This window comes from Pseudomonas sp. Sample_14 (assembly GCF_004307515.1).
Taxonomy (GTDB): domain Bacteria; phylum Pseudomonadota; class Gammaproteobacteria; order Pseudomonadales; family Pseudomonadaceae; genus Aquipseudomonas; species Aquipseudomonas atacamensis.
This window is the reverse complement of the sequence record NZ_RCOC01000103.1, coordinates 52,327-72,494: the sequence shown is the minus strand read 5'-3', so window position 1 is coordinate 72,494 and position 20,168 is coordinate 52,327. Positions and strand designations below refer to the sequence as shown.

Annotated in this window: 20 protein-coding genes and 1 pseudogene; 3 read left to right on the top strand and 18 right to left on the bottom strand. The window is 58.2% G+C overall.

What is annotated here, in order from left to right; translation table 11 throughout:
- Positions 1-55: 55 nt before the first annotated feature.
- Positions 56-448 (top strand): annotated as a pseudogene (locus D8U61_RS26760) (glycosyltransferase); the annotation flags it as partial.
- 126 nt (positions 449-574) lie between these two features.
- Here D8U61_RS26760 and D8U61_RS26755 read toward each other — a convergent pair.
- The 18 genes from D8U61_RS26755 to mnmG all read right to left on the bottom strand — a co-directional run bounded on the left by D8U61_RS26755 (position 575) and on the right by mnmG (position 18,115).
- Positions 575-1,201, bottom strand: a complete 627-nt coding sequence (locus D8U61_RS26755; RefSeq protein ID WP_130888854.1) for a glutathione S-transferase — start codon at positions 1,199-1,201, stop codon at positions 575-577.
- 104 nt (positions 1,202-1,305) lie between these two features.
- A complete protein-coding gene (locus D8U61_RS26750) occupies positions 1,306-2,232 on the bottom strand; it encodes a LysR family transcriptional regulator (RefSeq protein ID WP_130927996.1) in 927 nt (308 codons plus the stop codon).
- A gap of 75 nt (positions 2,233-2,307) precedes the next feature.
- On the bottom strand, positions 2,308-4,140 hold the full coding sequence (glmS, locus tag D8U61_RS26745) for a glutamine--fructose-6-phosphate transaminase (isomerizing) (protein ID WP_130927995.1): 1,833 nt from the start codon (positions 4,138-4,140) through the stop codon (positions 2,308-2,310).
- A gap of 2 nt (positions 4,141-4,142) precedes the next feature.
- On the bottom strand, positions 4,143-4,919 hold the full coding sequence (locus tag D8U61_RS26740; RefSeq protein ID WP_016772409.1) for a DeoR family transcriptional regulator: 777 nt from the start codon (positions 4,917-4,919) through the stop codon (positions 4,143-4,145).
- Between the two features lie 206 nt (positions 4,920-5,125).
- Positions 5,126-6,493, bottom strand: a complete 1,368-nt coding sequence (gene glmU / locus D8U61_RS26735) for a bifunctional UDP-N-acetylglucosamine diphosphorylase/glucosamine-1-phosphate N-acetyltransferase GlmU (RefSeq protein ID WP_130927994.1) — start codon at positions 6,491-6,493, stop codon at positions 5,126-5,128.
- A gap of 118 nt (positions 6,494-6,611) precedes the next feature.
- On the bottom strand, positions 6,612-7,037 hold the full coding sequence (locus D8U61_RS26730; protein ID WP_016772407.1) for a F0F1 ATP synthase subunit epsilon: 426 nt from the start codon (positions 7,035-7,037) through the stop codon (positions 6,612-6,614).
- A 45-nt stretch (positions 7,038-7,082) separates the two neighbouring features.
- Positions 7,083-8,462, bottom strand: coding sequence for a F0F1 ATP synthase subunit beta (gene atpD / locus D8U61_RS26725; RefSeq protein WP_016772406.1), 1,380 nt, complete (start codon positions 8,460-8,462; stop codon positions 7,083-7,085).
- A gap of 27 nt (positions 8,463-8,489) precedes the next feature.
- Complete coding sequence (gene atpG, locus D8U61_RS26720) at positions 8,490-9,350, bottom strand: F0F1 ATP synthase subunit gamma (RefSeq protein ID WP_007911960.1); 861 nt, start codon at positions 9,348-9,350, stop codon at positions 8,490-8,492.
- Positions 9,351-9,400: 50 nt separating this feature from the next.
- Positions 9,401-10,945 (bottom strand): F0F1 ATP synthase subunit alpha, encoded by a 1,545-nt coding sequence (gene atpA / locus D8U61_RS26715; RefSeq protein ID WP_016772405.1) that lies wholly within the window; start codon positions 10,943-10,945, stop codon positions 9,401-9,403.
- Positions 10,946-10,966: 21 nt separating this feature from the next.
- On the bottom strand, positions 10,967-11,503 hold the full coding sequence (locus D8U61_RS26710) for a F0F1 ATP synthase subunit delta (RefSeq protein ID WP_016772404.1): 537 nt from the start codon (positions 11,501-11,503) through the stop codon (positions 10,967-10,969).
- 12 nt (positions 11,504-11,515) lie between these two features.
- Complete coding sequence (locus tag D8U61_RS26705) at positions 11,516-11,986, bottom strand: F0F1 ATP synthase subunit B (protein WP_016772403.1); 471 nt, start codon at positions 11,984-11,986, stop codon at positions 11,516-11,518.
- Between the two features lie 58 nt (positions 11,987-12,044).
- Positions 12,045-12,302: a F0F1 ATP synthase subunit C gene (gene atpE, locus D8U61_RS26700; RefSeq protein WP_003097235.1), complete on the bottom strand. Its 258-nt coding sequence runs from the start codon at positions 12,300-12,302 to the stop codon at positions 12,045-12,047.
- A gap of 133 nt (positions 12,303-12,435) precedes the next feature.
- Complete coding sequence (gene atpB / locus D8U61_RS26695; RefSeq protein ID WP_016772402.1) at positions 12,436-13,305, bottom strand: F0F1 ATP synthase subunit A; 870 nt, start codon at positions 13,303-13,305, stop codon at positions 12,436-12,438.
- Positions 13,306-13,321: 16 nt separating this feature from the next.
- Positions 13,322-13,729 carry a F0F1 ATP synthase subunit I gene (locus tag D8U61_RS26690; protein ID WP_016772401.1) on the bottom strand — a complete coding sequence of 136 codons (408 nt, stop codon included), beginning with the start codon at positions 13,727-13,729 and terminating at the stop codon, positions 13,322-13,324.
- Positions 13,730-13,877: 148 nt separating this feature from the next.
- Positions 13,878-14,750 carry a ParB/RepB/Spo0J family partition protein gene (locus D8U61_RS26685; RefSeq protein WP_007960777.1) on the bottom strand — a complete coding sequence of 291 codons (873 nt, stop codon included), beginning with the start codon at positions 14,748-14,750 and terminating at the stop codon, positions 13,878-13,880.
- Positions 14,751-14,759: 9 nt separating this feature from the next.
- Positions 14,760-15,557 (bottom strand): ParA family protein, encoded by a 798-nt coding sequence (locus tag D8U61_RS26680; RefSeq protein ID WP_016772400.1) that lies wholly within the window; start codon positions 15,555-15,557, stop codon positions 14,760-14,762.
- Positions 15,558-15,575: 18 nt separating this feature from the next.
- The gene (rsmG, locus tag D8U61_RS26675; protein ID WP_130927993.1) at positions 15,576-16,220 is read right to left on the bottom strand and encodes a 16S rRNA (guanine(527)-N(7))-methyltransferase RsmG; all 645 of its coding nucleotides are present in this window, start codon (positions 16,218-16,220) and stop codon (positions 15,576-15,578) included.
- A complete protein-coding gene (gene mnmG / locus D8U61_RS26670; RefSeq protein WP_130927992.1) occupies positions 16,217-18,115 on the bottom strand; it encodes a tRNA uridine-5-carboxymethylaminomethyl(34) synthesis enzyme MnmG in 1,899 nt (632 codons plus the stop codon). The genes rsmG and mnmG overlap by 4 nt, the downstream gene beginning before the upstream one ends.
- Before the next feature lie 569 nt (positions 18,116-18,684).
- On the opposite strand from mnmG, the gene D8U61_RS26665 reads away from it, so the two are divergent.
- Positions 18,685-19,191: a sigma-70 family RNA polymerase sigma factor gene (locus D8U61_RS26665; protein ID WP_130927991.1), complete on the top strand. Its 507-nt coding sequence runs from the start codon at positions 18,685-18,687 to the stop codon at positions 19,189-19,191.
- Entirely contained in the window at positions 19,191-20,138 is a 948-nt protein-coding gene (locus D8U61_RS26660) for a FecR domain-containing protein (RefSeq protein WP_130927990.1), read from the top strand. Before D8U61_RS26665 ends, D8U61_RS26660 begins: the two co-directional genes overlap by 1 nt.
- Positions 20,139-20,168 lie beyond the last annotated feature (30 nt).

Below are 20,168 nucleotides of genomic sequence, written 5' to 3'. Positions count from 1 at the left end.
CATGGCGTGAGCGAGTCGATCGTGCTGAACTCCCAGGCAAAGACCGGCAAGGTCGCGACTGTTCATGTTCAACGACCTCAGCGACACTAGCCTTGAATATGCATACGCTCATGCCAGTGCACTGGTGTTTCCATCGTTCGTCGAAGGCTTCGGTTTACCATTGGTGGAAGCCATGCAGCGAGGCTTGCCGGCTATGGGGAGCGATATAGCAGTGTTTCGTGAAATCGGCGGAGATTTTATGGCGTACTTTGACTTGCAGGACCCGCAAAGTCTCGCCAATCTGATTTGCTGCTTCCAGCGCAGCGGGCAATTTCCTGCTGTCCGCGACGTTGTCGATTGGCAATGGATTAGCTGGCGTGAAGCCAGCCTGCAACTAGTCGAACGCAGCGTACACCATTTGTTGGAAGTGCCTGAGGCGCTTCCCATGCAGTACGCATCTTGCCCTTGACGCAACGGTTCAACAGCGACTGCGCACCGGGATGCGCCATTCACCCCATTCCTGCAGATTTTGCTTGCCCGCTCAGCATTGCTGAACAACCTGTCTGGCGCGGCCTCCAGAGTGCGGCTGCGTAAATCAGACTGCGGTTTGCAACCCGGCCACCGTACGCGGCATTGCGACAAAACCCGGCAAGGCTTCGATCCGTGTCAGCCAGGCGCGAACGTTGGTGTAGTCGTCCAGCGAGACATTGCCCTCCGGCGCATGGGCGATGTAGCTGTAGGCAGACACGTCAGCGATGGTCGGTTCTTCGCCCGCCAGATACGCCGTTTTGCCCAACTCCAGTTCCATGACCTTGAGCAGGTTGTGCGCACGGCCAATGACTTCCTCGGCATTCAGTTGCGCACCAAACACCGTGATCAGGCGTGCCGCCGCCGGGCCAAAGGCAATCGGTCCCGCCGCTGCCGACAACCAGCGCTGCACATGCGCTGCGCCCACCGGGTCGGTCGGCAGCCAGCGTCCGTTGCCATATTTCTGTGCCAGATAAACCAGAATCGCATTGGAATCGGCCAGCACCACGCCATTGTCATCAATCGCCGGCACTTGGCCGAAGCTGTTGATCGCCAGGTACTGCGGCTGCTTGTGCTCACCCTTGGCCAGATCGACGAAGATCAGCTCGGTCGGCAGTTGCAGCAGCGACAGCATCAACTCGACACGGTGGGCGTGGCCGGAACGGGGGAAGTTGTAGAGTTTGATCGCTTGCATGGTCGACTCCGCTGAAAAGTGACGTCGCTACGGGGATGAGCGCGCCGATGGAGCCATCATCTATGGGTTGCCGGAACAACAGAATAACCAGCAGCTGCAATCGATTATTTCATCTCGTGCAATAACGCCGCTGCGCTCAAGGCCGGATGCTCGCGCAGCGCCTTCACGGCGAAGTCGACAAAACTGCGGATCCGCGCCGGTGCCTTGCGCCCGCCCTGATACACCACATGGATCGGCAACGGCGGCAGTTCAAACTCGGCGAGGACGATTTCCAACTCCCCCGCCGCGACTTTGTCCGCCACTTGATAGGACAGCACTCGCGTCAGGCCCAGGCCTTTGCGCGCAGCGGTGATCGCCGACTGATTGGCCGTGACGGTCAGGCGCGGTTCGGTGCGCACATTGAGTGCTTCACCGCCGTCGAGAAACGGCCAGTTGCGTTGCTGACCGATCGCCGACGTCGCCACCACCGGCAGCCCGGCCAAGGCCTGCGGATGCTCCGGTCGGCCGTGTTCAGCCAGAAACGTCGGCGAAGCGCAAATCACCCGTCGCACTTCCCCGACGCGGATTGCATGCTGATTGCTGTCCGGCAGCTCACCGATGCGCACCGCGACATCAATGCCCTCCTCGACCATGTTGACGACCCGGTCCAGCAACAGCGCATTGATCGACACATCAGGGTAGCGACAGAGGTAATCGGCCATGACCGGAGTGACGAACAGATCGCCAAACAGCACCGGCGCAGTAATCGTCAACTGCCCGCGCGGCAAGGCATGGCTGCCTGCCGCCGAATCCTCGGCCTCCTGCACTTCGGCAAGAATCCGCCGGCAGTCATCGCAGTAACGTTGCCCGGCTTCAGTCAGATGCACAGTGCGCGTGGTACGCACCAGCAACTGCGTACCGATATGCTGCTCCAGCGCCGCCACCGCCCGGGTGACACTCGCCGCCGACAGACCCAGACGCCGCGACGCCGCCGAAAAGCCTTGCTCCTGGGCGACAACAACGAAGATCTGCATTTCCTGAAAGCGGTCCATGGAATTCCTCGGCGGCGGATACGACAATCGCAGCCGAGGCTGCGATTGGGGAAGCGTAGATCATCTGTGGATAACTTATTCCACGGTCACCGATTTCGCCAGGTTGCGCGGTTGATCAACGTCGGTGCCCTTGAGCACGGCAACGTAGTACGACAACAGCTGCAACGGGATCGTATAAAGGATCGGCGAGAGAATGTCGTGGATGTGCGGCATTTGCACCACGTGGGTACCTTCTCCGTTGGTCATCGCAGCCTTCTCATCCGCGAACACGATCAACTCGCCGCCGCGAGCGCGGACTTCCTGCAGGTTGGACTTGAGCTTTTCCAGCAGTTCGTTGTTTGGCGCGACGGTCACCACTGGCATGTCGTTATCCACAAGTGCCAGCGGGCCGTGTTTGAGCTCGCCGGCCGGGTAGGCTTCGGCATGGATGTAGGAGATTTCCTTGAGCTTCAAGGCACCTTCCATCGCGACCGGGAATTGCGCGCCACGGCCGAGGAACAGGGTGTGGTTTTTCTCAGCGAACAGCTCGGCGATTTTTTCCACGGTGCTGTCCATCGCCAGCGCTTCGCCGAGACGGGTCGGCAGGCGACGCAGTTCTTCGACGAGTGTGGCTTCGACGCCGTTAGCCAGAGTGCCGCGCACCTGACCCAGCGACAGGGTCAGCAGCAACAGGCCGACCAGTTGTGTGGTAAAGGCTTTGGTCGAGGCCACACCGATTTCGCGACCGGCCTGGGTCAACAGGGTCAGATCGGATTCGCGCACCAGCGAGCTGATGCCGACGTTGCAGATCGCCAGGCTGGCGAGGAAGCCCAGCTCCTTGGCATTGCGCAGCGCCGCGAGGGTGTCCGCGGTTTCGCCAGACTGCGAGATGGTCACGAACAGCGTGTCCGGCTGCACCACCACTTTGCGATAACGGAATTCGCTGGCGACTTCGACCTGACACGGAATACCGGCCAGTTCTTCGAGCCAGTAACGCGCGACCATGCCGGCGTGATAACTGGTTCCGCAGGCGACAATCTGCACATTGCGCACTTTGGCAAACAGCTCGGCAGCTTGTGGACCGAAGGCCTCAACCAGCACCTGATTGTTGCCCAGGCGACCTTCGAGGGTGCGTTGGACCACGGCCGGTTGTTCGTGGATTTCCTTGAGCATGTAGTGGCGGAACTCGCCCTTGTCGGCGGCTTCGGCACCGTCGGTGTACTGCACGGTCTGGCGTTCGACAGCGTTGCCGTTCACGTCCCAGATCTGCACGCTGTCGCGACGGATTTCAGCGATATCGCCTTCTTCCAAATACATGAAGCGGTCAGTGACCTGACGCAGAGCCAACTGGTCGGAAGCGAGGAAATTCTCGCCCAGGCCCAGGCCGATCACCAATGGACTGCCACTGCGCGCGGCGACCAGACGATCCGGTTGCTGTGCGTTGATCACTGCCAGACCGTAGGCGCCATGCAGCTCCTCGACGGTCGCTTTGAGCGCGGCAGTCAGGTCCGGTTGTTCCTTGAGCTTGTGGGTCAGCAGGTGGGCGATGACTTCGGTGTCGGTGTCCGAGCTGAACGCATAGCCCAGCGCTTTCAGCTGTTCGCGCAGGGCTTCGTGGTTCTCGATGATGCCGTTGTGCACCACCGCAATGTCACCGGAAAAATGCGGGTGGGCATTGCGCTCGCACGGCGCGCCATGGGTAGCCCAACGGGTGTGGGCGATACCGAGGCGCCCGGCCAGCGGGTGTTCGGCCAGCGCGGTTTCCAGTTCGCTGACCTTGCCCGGACGGCGCATGCGTTCCAGGGTCTGGTCGTTGGTATAAACCGCCACACCGGCGCTGTCATAGCCGCGGTATTCGAGGCGCTTCAGGCCTTCGAGAAGGATGGCGGTGATATTACGTTCAGCTACTGCGCCGACAATGCCACACATGGTTATTTCTCCTGACTGACAGCCGCACAGATCAAAGTGATCCCACGGGCCTGAAGCTGATCGCGTGCCTCGACAGACAGGCGATCATCGGTAATGAGGGTATGGATGCTGCTCCAGGGCAGCTCCAGGTTGGGAATCTTGCGACCGATCTTGTCGGCCTCGACCATGACGATCACTTCTCGCGCAACGTCGGCCATGACCCGGCTGAGGCCGAGCAGTTCATTGAAGGTGGTGGTACCGCGCACCAGATCGATACCGTCGGCGCCGATGAACAGTTGATCGAAGTCGTAAGAGCGTAGTACCTGCTCGGCGACCTGGCCCTGAAAGGATTCCGAGTGCGGATCCCAAGTGCCGCCGGTCATCAGCAGCACCGGCTCGTGTTCCAGTTCGCTCAAGGCATTGGCGACATGCAGCGAGTTGGTCATCACCACCAGGCCCGGTTGCTGGCCCAGTTCGGGAATCATTGCGGCGGTGGTGCTGCCGCTGTCGATGATGATGCGCGCGTGCTCGCGGATGCGCTTGACCGCCGCGCGGGCGATCGCCTGCTTGTACTTGGAAATACTCTGCGCCGTTTCTGCGACCAGCTCTTGCGGCATGGTGATGGCACCGCCATACCGACGCAGCAAAAGACCATGGGTTTCCAGCGCAGCAAGATCCTTGCGAATCGTAACTTCGGAAGTTTCGAAACGCTTGGCCAGCTCATCCACACTGACTTCGCCCTGCTCATTGAGCAAGGCGAGGATGTTATGACGACGTTGGGGAGTGTTGCGTTTGGACATGGCGGCTTAAGTTTCGATTCGAAAGATAACGCAAGCAATGAAACTCTATCGAAAGGTTGCCGTCAAGACGCGGGGAGAAAAATTCAGAAAGATTGAAGTCAGGGTGGGAGCGAGCCCAATCGCGAAAGGGGAGTCTTAGCCACTGAAGACGTGACTGACAGACCGCATTCGCGAGCAGGCTCGCTCCCACAGGAATTGTGGATAAGTCAGGGCTTTTTGATTTTTTCCGGCCGCTTCCAGCCGTCAATGTTCTTCTGGCGAGCTCGGCCAACTGCCAGCTGATCGTTATCCACATTTTGCGTGATGGTCGATCCGGCCGCAGTAGTTGCACCGTTGGAGATATCCACAGGGGCAACCAGCGAGTTGTTGGAACCGATGAACACATCAGCGCCCAAAACAGTTTTCCACTTGTTGGCGCCATCGTAGTTGCAGGTGATGGTGCCGGCGCCGATGTTGGTGCGTGCGCCGATTTCGGCATCGCCCAGATAGGTCAGATGGCCAGCCTTGGCACCCTCGCCCATGTGGGCGTTTTTCAGCTCAACGAAGTTACCGACATGGGCGCGCGCTTCGAGCACAGTGCCCGGGCGCAAACGCGCGAAGGGACCGGCGTCGCTGCCTTCACCGAGAATGGCACCTTCGATATGACTGCTGGCCTTGATTACCACGCCTTTGCGCAGGGTACTGTCCTTGATCACGCAGTTCGGGCCGATCTGTACGTCGTCTTCAATGATCACCTTGCCTTCCAGGATCACGTTGATGTCGATCAGCACATCGCGGCCTACGCTTACTTCGCCACGCACATCGAAACGCGCCGGGTCACGCAGGGTCACGCCCTGAGCCATCAGGCGACGGCCGGCGCGCAACTGGTAATGACGCTCCAGTTCAGAGAGCTGCTTGCGATCATTGGCGCCCTGCACTTCCATCGGGTCGTGCGGTTGTTCGGTGGCAACCACCAGACCATCGCTGACCGCCATTTCGATCACGTCGGTGAGGTAGTACTCGCCCTGCGCATTGTTGTTCGACAGGCGGCTCATCCAGTCCGCCAGACGATCGGCCGGCACAGCGAGGATGCCGGTGTTGCCTTCGGTGATCGCACGTTGCGCTTCGCTGGCGTCCTTGTGCTCGACGATTGCCGCGACCTTGCCGTCAGCATCACGCACGATGCGGCCGTAACCGGTCGGGTCATCCAGCTCGACAGTGAGCAAACCCATCTGGCCCGGCACGACATGCTTGAGCAGACGTTGCAGGGTTTCCACTTCAATCAGAGGCACATCGCCGTAAAGAATCAGCACAGTGTCGGCATCAATGAACGGCACCGCCTGGGCGGTGGCATGGCCAGTGCCCAGTTGCTTGTCCTGCAACACGAAATTCAGGTCATCAGCTGCCAGACGCTCACGCACCACATCGGCACCGTGACCGATCACCACGTGAATGCGCTGTGGATCAAGTTGCCGAGCGCTGTGGATAACATGGCCGAGCATGGAGTTGCCGGCAATCGGGTGCAGCACTTTGGGCAGCGCCGAGCGCATGCGAGTGCCTTGACCGGCCGCGAGGATAACGATTTCGAGAGACATGACTGGCTACCAATCCTGGGTGGTCAGCAACTGCGACCGGTTTGTGGGAATTCGGAAAAGAAAAAAGGGTAGCCGAGGCTACCCTTTTTTATCAATCGCACAATAAGCGGCTGACGGATTAACCGCCAAACTTCTTGCGGATCTGCTGGACGGTGCGCAGCTGGGCTGCAGCCTCGGCCAGACGTGTGGCAGCGGCGCCGTAATCGAAGTCCGCGCCTTTTTCGTTCAGGGCATTCTCGGCAGCCTTGAGAGCTGCCTGAGCCTGAGCTTCATCCAGGTCGGCGGCACGTTGCACGGTATCGGCAAGTACCTTGACCATGTTCGGCTGAACCTCGAGGAAACCACCGGAGATGTAGAACACCTCGGCTTCCCCGCCTTGCTTGATCAGGCGGATCGGACCAGGCTTGAGATTAGTGATCAGCGGCGCGTGACCCAGAGCGATACCAAGATCACCCAGTGCACCGTGCGCAATCACCATCTCGACCAGGCCGGAAAAGATTTCCCCTTCCGCGCTGACGATATCGCAATGGACTGTCATAGCCATCTGATTGCCTCAACCTAAATTAGCGCCCGTTGCCGGGCGCCGGGATTACAGTTTCTTGGCTTTCTCGATCGCTTCTTCGATGCCGCCAACCATGTAGAACGCTTGTTCTGGCAGGTGGTCGTAGTCACCGTTGAGGATGCCTTTGAAGCCAGCAATGGTGTCTTTCAGGGAAACGTATTTACCCGAAGCACCGGTGAAGACTTCAGCCACGAAGAACGGCTGCGACAAGAAGCGCTGGATCTTACGAGCACGGTTAACCAACTGTTTGTCGGCTTCCGACAGCTCGTCCATACCCAGGATCGCGATGATGTCTTTCAGCTCTTTGTAACGCTGCAGAACATACTGAACGCCGCGAGCGGTGTCGTAGTGGTCCTGACCGATCACGTTCGGGTCCAGCTGACGCGAAGTCGAATCCAGTGGATCTACCGCCGGGTAGATACCCAGGGAAGCGATGTCACGGGACAGAACGACGGTGGCGTCCAAGTGGGCGAAGGTGGTCGCTGGCGACGGGTCGGTCAAGTCGTCCGCAGGTACGTATACCGCTTGGATCGAGGTGATCGAACCTTCCTTGGTCGAAGTGATACGTTCCTGCAGAACGCCCATCTCTTCAGCCAGGGTCGGCTGGTAACCTACTGCCGAAGGCATACGGCCCAGCAGTGCGGATACTTCAGTACCGGCCAGGGTGTAACGATAGATGTTGTCGACGAACAGCAGAACGTCGTTACCTTCGTCACGGAACTTCTCGGCCATGGTCAGGCCAGTCAGTGCTACGCGCAGACGGTTTCCCGGCGGCTCGTTCATCTGACCGTAAACCAGTGCCACTTTGTCCAGAACGTTGGAGTCCTTCATCTCGTGGTAGAAGTCGTTACCCTCACGAGTACGCTCACCCACACCGGCGAACACGGAATAACCGCTGTGCTCGATGGCGATGTTACGGATCAGTTCCATCATGTTTACGGTTTTGCCTACACCGGCACCACCGAACAGACCGACTTTACCGCCCTTGGCGAACGGGCAGACCAGGTCGATAACCTTGATGCCGGTTTCCAGCAGGTCGTTGCCGCCTGCTTGCTCGGCGAACGAAGGTGCTGCGCGGTGAATGCCCCAGCGCTCTTCGGTGTCGATCGGGCCAGCTTCGTCGATCGGGTTACCGAGGACGTCCATGATCCGGCCCAGGGTCGCTTTACCGACCGGTACGGAGATGGCTGCGCCAGAGTCGGTGACTTCCAGACCGCGCTTCAAGCCCTCGGTGGAACCCATCGCAATGGTGCGCACCACGCCGTCGCCCAGCTGCTGCTGAACTTCCAGGGTGGTTGCGGCCGCGCTTTGTACAGTCAGCGCGTTGTAGATGCTCGGTACGCTGTCGCGTGGAAATTCCACGTCGATAACGGCGCCGATGATTTGAACGATACGTCCGCTACTCATAGCTGGATCCTCTGAATATTTGAACCGTTAAACCGCGGCAGCGCCGCCGACGATTTCCGAGATCTCTTGGGTGATCGCAGCCTGACGCGCCTTGTTGTAGATCAGCTGCAAATCGCTGATCAAATCACCGGCGTTGTCGGTAGCGTTCTTCATCGCGATCATCCGCGCAGCCTGTTCAGCCGCGTTGTTCTCGACCACCGCCTGGTAGACCTGCGACTCGACGTAACGGACCATCAAGCCGTCAAGCAGCTCTTTGGCGTCCGGTTCGTAGAGATAGTCCCAGTGGTGCTTGAGATCCTGATCCGGGGTTGCCACCAGTGGAATCAACTGCTCCACGGTAGGCTGTTGCGTCATGGTGTTGATGAACTTGTTGGACACCACGGACAGGCGGTCGATACGGCCGTCCAGGTAGGCATCCAGCATCACCTTGACGCTGCCGATCAGGTCATTGATCGACGGCTCTTCACCCAGGTGGCTGATAGCTGCAACGACGTTACCGCCGAAGTTGCGGAAAAAGGCCGCACCCTTGCTACCGACTACACACAGATCAATCTCGACGCCGTTTTCGCGGTTTACCGCCATGTCCTTGACCAGGGCCTTGAACAGGTTGGTGTTCAAGCCGCCGCACAGACCACGGTCACTGCTCACGACGACATAACCGACGCGCTTGATTTCGCGGTCGATCATGAACGGGTGGCGGTATTCCGGGTTGGCGTTGGCCAGATGCCCAATTACCTGGCGGATACGCTCCGCATAAGGACGGCTAGCAGCCATGCGCATTTGTGCCTTGCGCATTTTGCTGACCGCCACTTTTTCCATGGCGCTGGTAATCTTTTGCGTGCTTTTGATGCTCGCAATCTTACTGCGAATCTCTTTTGCGCCTGCCATGTAACACCTATCAGGTTAGCAAGCGGGAGCCTCGCGGCTCCCGCTGCGGCTTACCAGGTTTGGGTGGCCTTGAACTTCTCGATACCGGCTTTCATGCCAGCGTCGATTTCGTCATTGAAGTCACCTTTAACGTTGATCTTGGCCATCAAATCGGCGTGATCGCGGTTGAAGAAAGCGATCAGCGCTTGTTCGAAGCTGCCGACCTTGGCGATTTCAATGTCAGTCAGGAACCCACGCTCAGCGGCATACAGCGACAGCGCCATGTCAGCGATCGACATTGGTGCGTATTGCTTCTGCTTCATCAGCTCGGTAACGCGCTGACCATGCTCAAGTTGCTTGCGGGTCGCTTCGTCCAGGTCAGAAGCGAACTGGGCGAATGCCGCCAGTTCACGGTACTGAGCCAGAGCGGTACGGATACCACCGGAGAGCTTCTTGATGATCTTGGTCTGAGCGGCACCACCCACACGGGATACCGAAACACCGGCGTTCACTGCAGGGCGGATGCCCGAGTTGAACATGGCCGATTCCAGGAAGATCTGACCGTCGGTGATGGAAATCACGTTGGTCGGAACGAACGCGGAAACGTCGCCAGCCTGGGTTTCGATGATCGGCAGTGCGGTCAGGGAACCGGTTTTGCCGGTCACTGCGCCGTTGGTGAACTTCTCTACGTATTCTTCCGAAACGCGGGATGCGCGCTCCAGCAGACGGGAGTGGAGATAGAACACGTCGCCTGGGTAAGCTTCACGGCCTGGTGGACGGCGCAGCAGCAGGGAAATCTGGCGGTAAGCCACTGCTTGCTTGGACAGATCGTCATAAACGATCAGCGCGTCTTCACCGCGGTCGCGGAAGAATTCACCCATGGTGCAACCGGAGTACGGTGCCAGGAATTGCAGCGCAGGAGATTCCGAAGCACTGGCAGCCACGATGATCGTGTTGGCCAGGGCGCCGTTTTCTTCCAGCTTGCGAACCACGTTGGCGATGGTCGATTGCTTCTGACCGATGGCTACGTAGACGCAGAAAATGCCGCTGTCTTTCTGGTTGATGATCGCGTCGATCGCCAGAGCGGTTTTACCGATCTGACGGTCACCGATGATCAGCTCACGCTGGCCACGGCCGACAGGGATCATGGCATCGACAGCCTTGTAGCCAGTCTGTACAGGCTGGTCTACCGACTTACGCCAGATCACGCCTGGAGCAACTTTCTCGACCGCGTCGGTCTCGGTGTTGCCCAGTGGACCTTTGCCGTCAACAGGGTTACCCAGAGCATCGACTACGCGGCCCAGCAATTCCTTACCAACAGGAACTTCGAGGATGCGGCCGGTGCACTTGGCGCTCATGCCTTCAGCCAGCGACTGGTAGGAGCCCAATACCACGGCACCTACGGAGTCCTGCTCCAGGTTGAGGGCCATACCGTAGACGCCGCCCGGAAACTCGATCATCTCGCCGTACATGACGTCGGCCAGACCGTGAATCCGCACGATGCCGTCAGATACGCTGACGACAGTGCCTTCGTTACGGGCTTGGGAGGTCACATCGAGCTTGTCGATGCGGCCCTTGATAATTTCACTTATTTCGGAAGGATTGAGTTGCTGCATTGCTCTGCTGCCCCTTCAAACTCAAGATTTCAATGCTTCGGCAAGTTTCGCGATTTTGCCGCGAATCGAGCCATCGATAACCAGGTCGCCGGCGCGGATCACGACACCACCAATCAAGGCAGCGTCCTCCGCAACTTGCAGGCGCACTTCCCGGTTGAGTCGTGCACTGAGAACCTTGGCGAGTTTGTCTTGCTGTTCTTGGTTCAATGCAAATGCACTGGTTACTTCAACGTCTACCGATTTCTCTTGTTCGGCCTTGTACAGGTCGAACAGAGCGGCGATCTCCGGCAGAAGCAGGAGACGGTCGTTCTCGGCAACGACGTTGATGAAATTGCGTGCCTTTTCATCAAACTTGTCGCCGCACACGTCAATGAACGTGGCGGCCTTTTCTGCGCTCGTCAGTCGCGGGGCCTTGAGCACGCGCTGCAGGGTGTCGTCTTGCGACACCGCTGCTGCCAGGCCGAGCATGGCTGACCAATTGGCCAGTTGCTGGTGGGCCTGAGCGTGCTCGAAGGCCGCCTTAGCGTAAGGTCGGGCCAACGTGGTCAGTTCTGCCATGATCGCCCTCGCTTAGATTTCAGCAGCCAGTTGGTTAACCAGCTCTGCGTGCGCGTTTTGATCGATTGTGGCACCCAGGATCTTCTCGGCGCCGCCAACAGCCAGCAAGCCCACTTGGGCACGCAGCTTGTCTTTGACGCTGTTCAGTTCCTGTTCGATCTCGGCTTGAGCCTGAACCTTCACACGGTCAGCGTCGATACGGGCTTTTTCAACAGCCTCTTCGACGATCTGGTTACCGCGTTTCTTGGCTTGCTCGATGATTTCAGCTGCCTGAGCTTTCGCTTCGCGCAGTTGCTGACCCGCTTTCTCTTGGGCCAACTCCAGGTCGCGAGCTGCACGGCTGGCAGCGTCCAGACCATCAGCGATCTTCTTTTGACGTTCGTGCAGAGCAGCGATGACCGGAGGCCATACATACTTCATGCAGAACAGTACAAAAATCAGGAACGCAACGGACTGGCCAATCAGGGTCGCATTAATGTTCACGCCAACACCTCGCAGTTACGTTGTCCATCACACCAAATTACCCGGAAGATCCGAGTAATCAGCCAGCGATCTGACCAACGAACGGGTTCGCAAAGGTGAAGAACAGAGCGATACCAACACCGATCATGGTTACGGCGTCGAGCAGACCGGCAACGATGAACATTTTCACTTGCAGCATTGGAACCATTTCTGGCTGACGCGCTGCGCCTTCCAGGAACTTGCCGCCCAGCAGGCCGAAACCAATTGCGGTACCCAGTGCGCCCAGGCCGATCAACAGTGCAACAGCGATAGCGGTTAGACCAACTACAGTTTCCATCTTTCCTCCCGACTTTTACGTCGTATGGTTTAGGTTTTTTAGATTAAAGCGGTAAAACAAATCGTTTCAGCTGCCCCGCAAGGAGCTCCCTCCCGTTTGACCGGGAGGAACATCAGACTAGTCGAGACTGGTCTTAATGGTTTTCTTCGTGCGCCATCGACAGGTAGACGATGGTCAGCATCATGAAGATGAACGCCTGCAGGGTGATGATCAGGATGTGGAATACAGCCCACGCCCACTGCAGAACAACGCCCAGGCCGCTGAGCCAGAGCAGGCCGCTGCCGAACATCACAGCGATCAGAATGAACACCAGCTCGCCGGCATACATGTTGCCGAACAGACGCAGAGCCAGAGAGATCGGCTTGGCGATCAGGGTGACGAATTCCAGCAGGAAGTTCACCGGGATCAGCAGGGCCTGAACGAAGATGTTCTTGCTGCCGAACGGGTGCAGGGTCAGTTCGCCGATGAAGCCGCCGATGCCCTTGACCTTGATGCTGTAGAAAATGATCAGTGCGAACACCGAGAACGCCATGCCCAGAGTCGCGTTCGGGTCGGTAGTCGACACGGCGCGGAACGGGATGTGGGCATCGCCGGAGATCAGGATGGCCAGCTGAGGAATCCAGTCGACCGGTACCAGGTCGACGGCGTTCATCAGGAACACCCAGACGAAGATGGTCAGCGCCAGCGGTGCAATCACCGGGCTACGGCCATGGAAGCTGTCTTTCACGCTGCCATCGACGAATTCGACCAATACTTCAACGAAGTTCTGCAAGGCACCCGGCTGACCCGACGTCGCTTTCTTCGCCGCCATGCGGAAAAGAAGAACGAAGATCAGACCCAGCGCGACCGACCAGCCGAGGGTATCGACGTGGAAAGCCCAGAAGCCCATTTCCTTGGCCTCTGCTGCGGTGTGGGCAAAGCCCCAGCCGCCGTTGGGTAGCTGACCGAAAGTCAGGTTCTGCAAGTGGTGCTGGATATAGCCCGAAGCGGTTGTCTCTGCCATGGTTGCCTCAAACGCCCTAAGGTCTCGAAAGTCTTGTTCTCATCAGCAGGGGAGCGAACCAGCTGACCGACTGCGTCAGCACGAACACGCCGAATACTGCGATCGGCGCCAGTGGCTTCACACCTGCGAACACCAGTGCAAACAGCACTGCCGTCAAAATAAGTTTGCCTGCCTCGCCGGCATAAAAAGACCGGACGATGGACTGGGCTGCTCGGGCGCCGGAAAACCGAAATGCCCTGTGAGCGAAATAAACATTGGGCAGCAAGGCTATCAGGCCTCCGCAAAGTCCCGAGTATCCGGCAACGACTCCATGCCATTGCCAGAGCGCCAAAGCGGCAATGAGCAGAATGACAAATTGAGCCATCAACACCGGAAAAACCGCCAGGCGATGGAAAGGCAAGCGGTTTGGCGTGCGGGTTTCCATCACAGTTGCTCTCCAATGGTCGGCTGCCGAAATTCAATAACTTGGCATAATTTGTGCCGACAAAATGCGCGCAGAGTATAGGGGCGGTTCTGCCCCTATTCAACTGTCAGGTAGTGATTTCCGACTGCGCGCTACATGAGGAAATGTTTCAGCGGATGTGTGCGAGCACACCTTGAAGCTCGTCGAGCGAGTTATAACCAATCACCAATTGGCCTTTGCCCTTCTTGCCATGGCGAATCTGCACCGCAGAGCCTAGGCGCTCGGCCAGACGCTGCTCAAGGCGAGCGATGTCCGGGTCGGGTTTTGCAGCTTCCACAGGCTCCGGTTTGCCACTCAACCACTGGCGAACCAGTGCCTCGGTTTGGCGCACAGTCAGCCCTCGTGCGACAACATGTCGCGCCCCTTCGACCTGCTGATTGTCCGGCAGACCGAGCAAGGCACGCGCGTGACCCATTTCCAGGTCACCGTGCGACAGCATCGTCTTGATCACTTCAGGCAGTGCAATAAGTCGCAACAGGTTAGCCACAGTCACCCGCGACTTACCCACAGCCTCGGCAACCTGCTGCTGAGTCAGCTGGAATTCCTGCTGCAAGCGCTGCAAGGCGACGGCTTCTTCGATCGGATTGAGGTCTTCACGCTGGATGTTCTCGATCAGCGCAATCGCAATGGCGGTTTCATCCGGCACATCGCGAACCATCGCCGGGATGGTTTCCTGCCCGGCCTGCTGACTGGCGCGCCAGCGGCGTTCACCGGCAATGATCTCAAACCGACCGCCGCCAATCGGGCGTACCACGATCGGCTGCATCACGCCCTGAGCCTTGATCGACTGCGCCAGCTCTTCCAGGGCCTGCGGGTCCATGTCGCGGCGCGGCTGATATTTGCCGCGCTGCAGCAGGTCCAGCGGCAGGTGTTGCAGTTCGCGGGTGTCGGCCTGCGCGGCTTGTTCTTCCAGCGCGCTGACCGTCGGACCACTCAGCAGTGCATCCAGTCCACGTCCGAGACCTCGTTTCTTGACGGCCATGGGGATTCCTTAAGTTGGCTGAGCAGCAGCAATGCGTGAATTTTTGCGCTGACGACGAACCATCTCGCCCGCCAGAGCCAGATAGGCCAGGGCGCCACGCGATTGCTTGTCGTAAGCCAGCGCCGGCATGCCGTAGCTCGGTGCTTCGGCCAGGCGAATGTTGCGCGGGATCACCGTGTCGTACAACTGATCGCCGAAGTGTTCCTTGAGCTGCGCCGAAACATCGTTCATCAGGCTCAGGCGCGGGTCGTACATGGTCCGCAGCAGGCCTTCGACCTTCAGGTTCGGATTGAGCAGCTCGGCGATGCGCTTGATGTTATCCACAAGGTCGCTCAAACCTTCCAGAGCGAAGTATTCGCATTGCATGGGGATAATCACCCCGTCAGCGGCGACCAATGCGTTGAGCGTGAGCATCGACAGCGACGGCGGGCAGTCGATCAGAATGTAATCGTAGTTATCCCTGATCGGCGCCAGCGCGCTGCGCAGACGGCTTTCCTTCATCTGCATTTCCAGCAGCACCACTTCGGCCGCGGTCAGATCACGGTTGGCCGGCAGCAGTTGATAACCGCCGTGCTCGGAGAAGTGCATCGCCTGGCCCAGGTCGCATTCACCGATCAGCAGATCGTAGACCGAGTTTTCCAGACCATGTTTATCCACACCGCTACCCATGGTGGCGTTGCCCTGTGGATCGAGATCGATCAACAGCACCCGGCGCTTGGTCGCGACCAGGGATGCTGCGAGGTTGATGCAGGTGGTGGTCTTGCCCACACCACCCTTCTGGTTCGCTATCGCGAATACCTTAGCCATTCTTGCTTGTGTTCCCAATCATGCCGTGCGGCGCAGTATCAGCAGATGGCGTTGGCCTTGGCAACCGGGGACGGCCAGGGCGTGTTCGCTATCGAGTTTGAAATCTGCCGGCAATGCTACCAGCTCATCGGCCGGATGAACGCCCTTCATTGCCAGCCAGCGTGTATCGGCATCGCCCAAGTGGCGAGTCCAGTTGGTGAAGTTTTCCATGCTGCTGAATGCCCGGGAAATGATCCCGTTGAATGGCTGCGCAGGCTGGAAGGCTTCGACGCGACTGTGGATAACTTGCAGGTTATCCAGCTTCAGCTCCAGTTTGACCTGAGTCAGGAAGCGGGTTTTCTTGCCGTTGCTGTCCAGACAGGTCACCTGCGAGTCCGGGTACAGGATCGCCAGCGGGATACCAGGCATGCCACCGCCACTGCCGACATCGAGCCAGCGACCGTTTTCGATAAACGACATCACGCTGAGACTATCGAGCAAGTGCCGCGAAACCATTTCGTCCGGATCGCGCACAGCGGTCAGGTTGTAGGCCTGGTTCCATTTGATCAACAGGGCCAGATAACCCAGCAGCAATTCGTGCTGGGTTTCACTGAGATTGACACCGAGCGCGCGGGCTCCTGTGGATAACTCTTCGGCGTGTTGCGAAGTGACCTTGGCACTCAAGCGCTTTGCTCCAACTGACGGCCCGCGCCGCGTTTTTTCAAATGAATCATCAACAGCGAAATCGCCGCCGGGGTTACGCCCGGGATTCGCGAAGCCTGGCCCAGCGTTTCGGGACGTGTGGCGCCGAGCTTGCTCTGGATCTCCTTGGACAGACCGGAGATGTTGGTGTAATCGATATCCACAGGCAATTTCGTGTCTTCGCTGGCGCGCAGACGGGCGATCTCGTCCTGTTGGCGGTCGATGTAACCGGCGTATTTGGTCTTGATCTCGACCTGCTCGGCGACCTGTGGATCTTCGGCGCCCTGCCCGGTCACTTCGACCAGACCGGCGTAATCGATTTCCGGACGGCTCAACAGGTTGAGCAAGTTGTATTCGTGGGTCAGCGGCGTGCCGAATTTCTCGGCAATCGCATCGCCCTGCGGGGTGTTCGGCCGCACCCAGGTGCTTTTCAGGCGCTGTTCTTCAAGCTCGATGCTTTCGCGTTTCTTGCAGAAGGCCGCCCAGCGCGCGTCATCGACCAGACCGAGCTCGCGACCTTTTTCGGTCAGACGCAGGTCGGCATTGTCTTCACGCAGAATCAGGCGGTACTCGGCGCGAGACGTGAACATGCGGTACGGCTCTTGGGTGCCGAGGGTGATCAGGTCGTCGACTAGAACGCCGATGTACGCTTCATCGCGGCGCGGACACCAGGCTTCTTTGCCCTTCGCGCGCAGTGCAGCGTTGGCCCCGGCGAGCAGACCTTGAGCGCCGGCTTCTTCGTAACCGGTGGTGCCGTTGATCTGCCCGGCGAAAAACAGACCGCCGATGACTTTGGTTTCCAGGCTGTACTTCAGGTCGCGCGGATCGAAGTAGTCGTACTCGATCGCATAGCCCGGACGCACGATGTGTGCGTTTTCCATGCCGCGGATCGATTGCACGATCTGCAATTGCACGTCGAACGGCAGGCTTGTGGATATCCCGTTCGGATACAGCTCATGGGTGGTCAGACCTTCCGGTTCGATGAACACCTGATGGCTTTCCTTGTCGGCAAAGCGATGAATCTTGTCTTCGATCGACGGGCAATAACGCGGGCCGACGCCTTCGATTTCACCGGCAGCGGAATACATCGGCGAACGATCGAGGTTCGCCGCGATGATTTCGTGGGTGCGGGCATTGGTATGGGTGATCCAGCAGCTGACCTGACGGGGATGCTGTTCCTTGTTGCCCATGAACGACATCACCGGGATCGGAGTGTCACCCGGCTGCTCGGTCATCACCGAGAAATCCACAGATTTCCCATCAATACGCGGCGGTGTACCGGTTTTCAGGCGCCCGACACGCAATGGCAACTCACGCAGACGGTGGGCCAGAGCAATCGACGGTGGATCACCGGCGCGACCGCCGGAGAAATTCTGCAAACCGATGTGGATAAGTCCGCCGAGGAAGGTACCGGTGGTCAACACCACGGAATCGGCGAAGAAACGCAGCCCCATCTGTGTAACCACACCACGGACTTGCTCCTGCTCGACGATCAGGTCGTCAGCAGCCTGTTGAAATATCCACAGGTTCGGCTGGTTTTCAAGAATTTCGCGTACAGCTGCCTTGTAGAGAATCCGGTCGGCTTGCGCACGGGTCGCCCGTACGGCCGGACCCTTGCGGCTGTTCAACACGCGAAACTGGATGCCGCCCTTATCGGTAGCCATGGCCATCGCGCCGCCGAGGGCATCGATTTCCTTGACCAGATGGCTTTTGCCGATGCCACCGATGGCCGGGTTGCAACTCATGGCGCCGAGGGTTTCCACGTTATGCGTCAGCAAGAGGGTTTTTGCCCCCATGCGAGCTGACGCCAGTGCTGCCTCGGTACCGGCATGACCGCCGCCGATGACGATCACTTCAAAACGGGAAGAGAAATCCACCACGCACCTCGTGCCTGCTTAAGTAGGTCATTCAGGAAATAGTTGAGCTCAGGTTTCTGGACCTGGTCGGCAAGTATAGGGACTTCGCCCTTTCTAAAGAACCCTTTGCACAAAATTTAACCAGCTGTGGAGAACTCGAGGTTAAAAGAATAAAAAAGAGAGAAATTTATAAAACCTTTGTTTTTATGTTTATTCTTACTGAACCACCTTTCTGTGGATAGATCGCTACAGGCCTTGTTTTTCAACATGTACAGAGATCCAAAACTCTGTGCTCATGTAGCAATGAGGCCATTGGATAACCGGTTTAAGCCTGTGGATGAAAGGGGTAGTTACCCACAGCGCAGGTTATATCCAGTTTTCAACCCCATTTATCAACTGCCCTCAGTGGCAGTTATTCACAGGGCTTAATCCACAGAAAATCGCCAACAAGGCTTTTTCCGGACGCAAAAAAGCGCCAGCGAAGGATCGGTGACGCTTGGCAAGCCAAGGGCAGGAAAATAAAAAGGCTATTGTGAGAGGACGTAACAGAGGCTAATAATAGCCATTATCATTAACTCGTCAGTTTTCCCATGTCCCTACCCGCCCACACCGCTGCGATCGAGCGAATATACGAGCAACATCATTCGTGGCTATATGGTTGGCTCAAGGGCAGACTGCACAACGGCTGCGATGCAGCCGATGTGGCGCATGACACGTTTTTGCGAGTTCTGGCCGCGCGCAATGCAGCTTATATTCGTGAGCCGAGGGATTACCTGACGACCATTGCACGCGGGCTGGTCATTGATCGTTATAGACGCAGGGCCATTGAAAGCGCTTATCTGCAGGCCCTCGCAGCTCGGCCGGAAGCGACGACCGTCAGCGAAGAAGACAGAGCGCTGATCATTGAAACCCTGGTTGCTGTGGATAAAGCATTGACCGGATTGGGCACGCGCACACGGCAGATCTTCATGCTTTCGCAAGTCGACGGACTGACTTATCAACAGATCGCTGTGCAATTGGAGGTTTCGCTGACCACAGTGAAAAAACACATGGTTCGCGCCCTGACTGAATGCGCCCTGATCATGGCGCAACCATGATGGCCGCCGCTGCAGATCGTCAGGTATTCGAAACTGCCGCCAGCTGGTATGTCCAGTTTCAATCCCAGCCACCGAGCCTTGCCGAACAAAAGGCCTGGCAGATGTGGATAGACAGCGATCCAGCGCATCTGGCGGCGTGGAACCAGATGGAACAATTGCAGCGCCACCTCGGTACGCTGCCGCAGGATCTGAAACGACGTGCGCTCAATAGCGGCCAACGAAGACGCCAGGTACTCAAACTGCTGTTGCTCGCAGCGGGAACAGGTTTCGTTGGCTGGAACGTTCAACGACACACATCTCTCGGCAACGTCTGGGCCGACTATAAAACCGGTGTAGGTCAGCGTCGCACCATCAGCCTGGCCGATGGCAGCCAGGTCCAGCTCAACACCGACTCGGCCATTGATGTCTCTTTCGATGCAGCACAACGCCTGATCCAACTGCGTGCCGGTGAAATCCTCGTCCAAACCGGCAAGCTTGGCGATCAGCGGCCGTTCTATGTGCAAACCCGTGACGGGCGGATCCATGCATTAGGCACCCGGTTCTCGGTGCATCAGATGCGGAACTCAACCCGGGTCGGCGTACTGCAGGATCGAGTCAGCGTTCAACCTGCGCAGTCATCCAGTGCTGCGCTCATCCTGAACGCAGGCGAAGGCGCGGATTTCGACAGTCGGCACATCGGCCTCAGGCATCCCTTCCAGTCATCAGAAGTGGCCTGGATCAGCGGCCAGTTGATCGTTCTCGATGCGCGCCTGGGCGATGTCATCACAGAGTTGGGGCGCTATCGCAGCGGTGTATTGCACTGTGATCGCCGCGCTCGGGATCTGCGGGTCTCCGGGACCTTCCGGCTCGATTCGACCGACGCAGTGCTGGCCAATCTCAAGGCTTCGTTGCCGATCAACGTCCGCTATTTCAGTCGTTACTGGGTCTCGATCAGCCACAACGTTTGATCAAAAAAACGCCTGGGAAAAATAATCGCA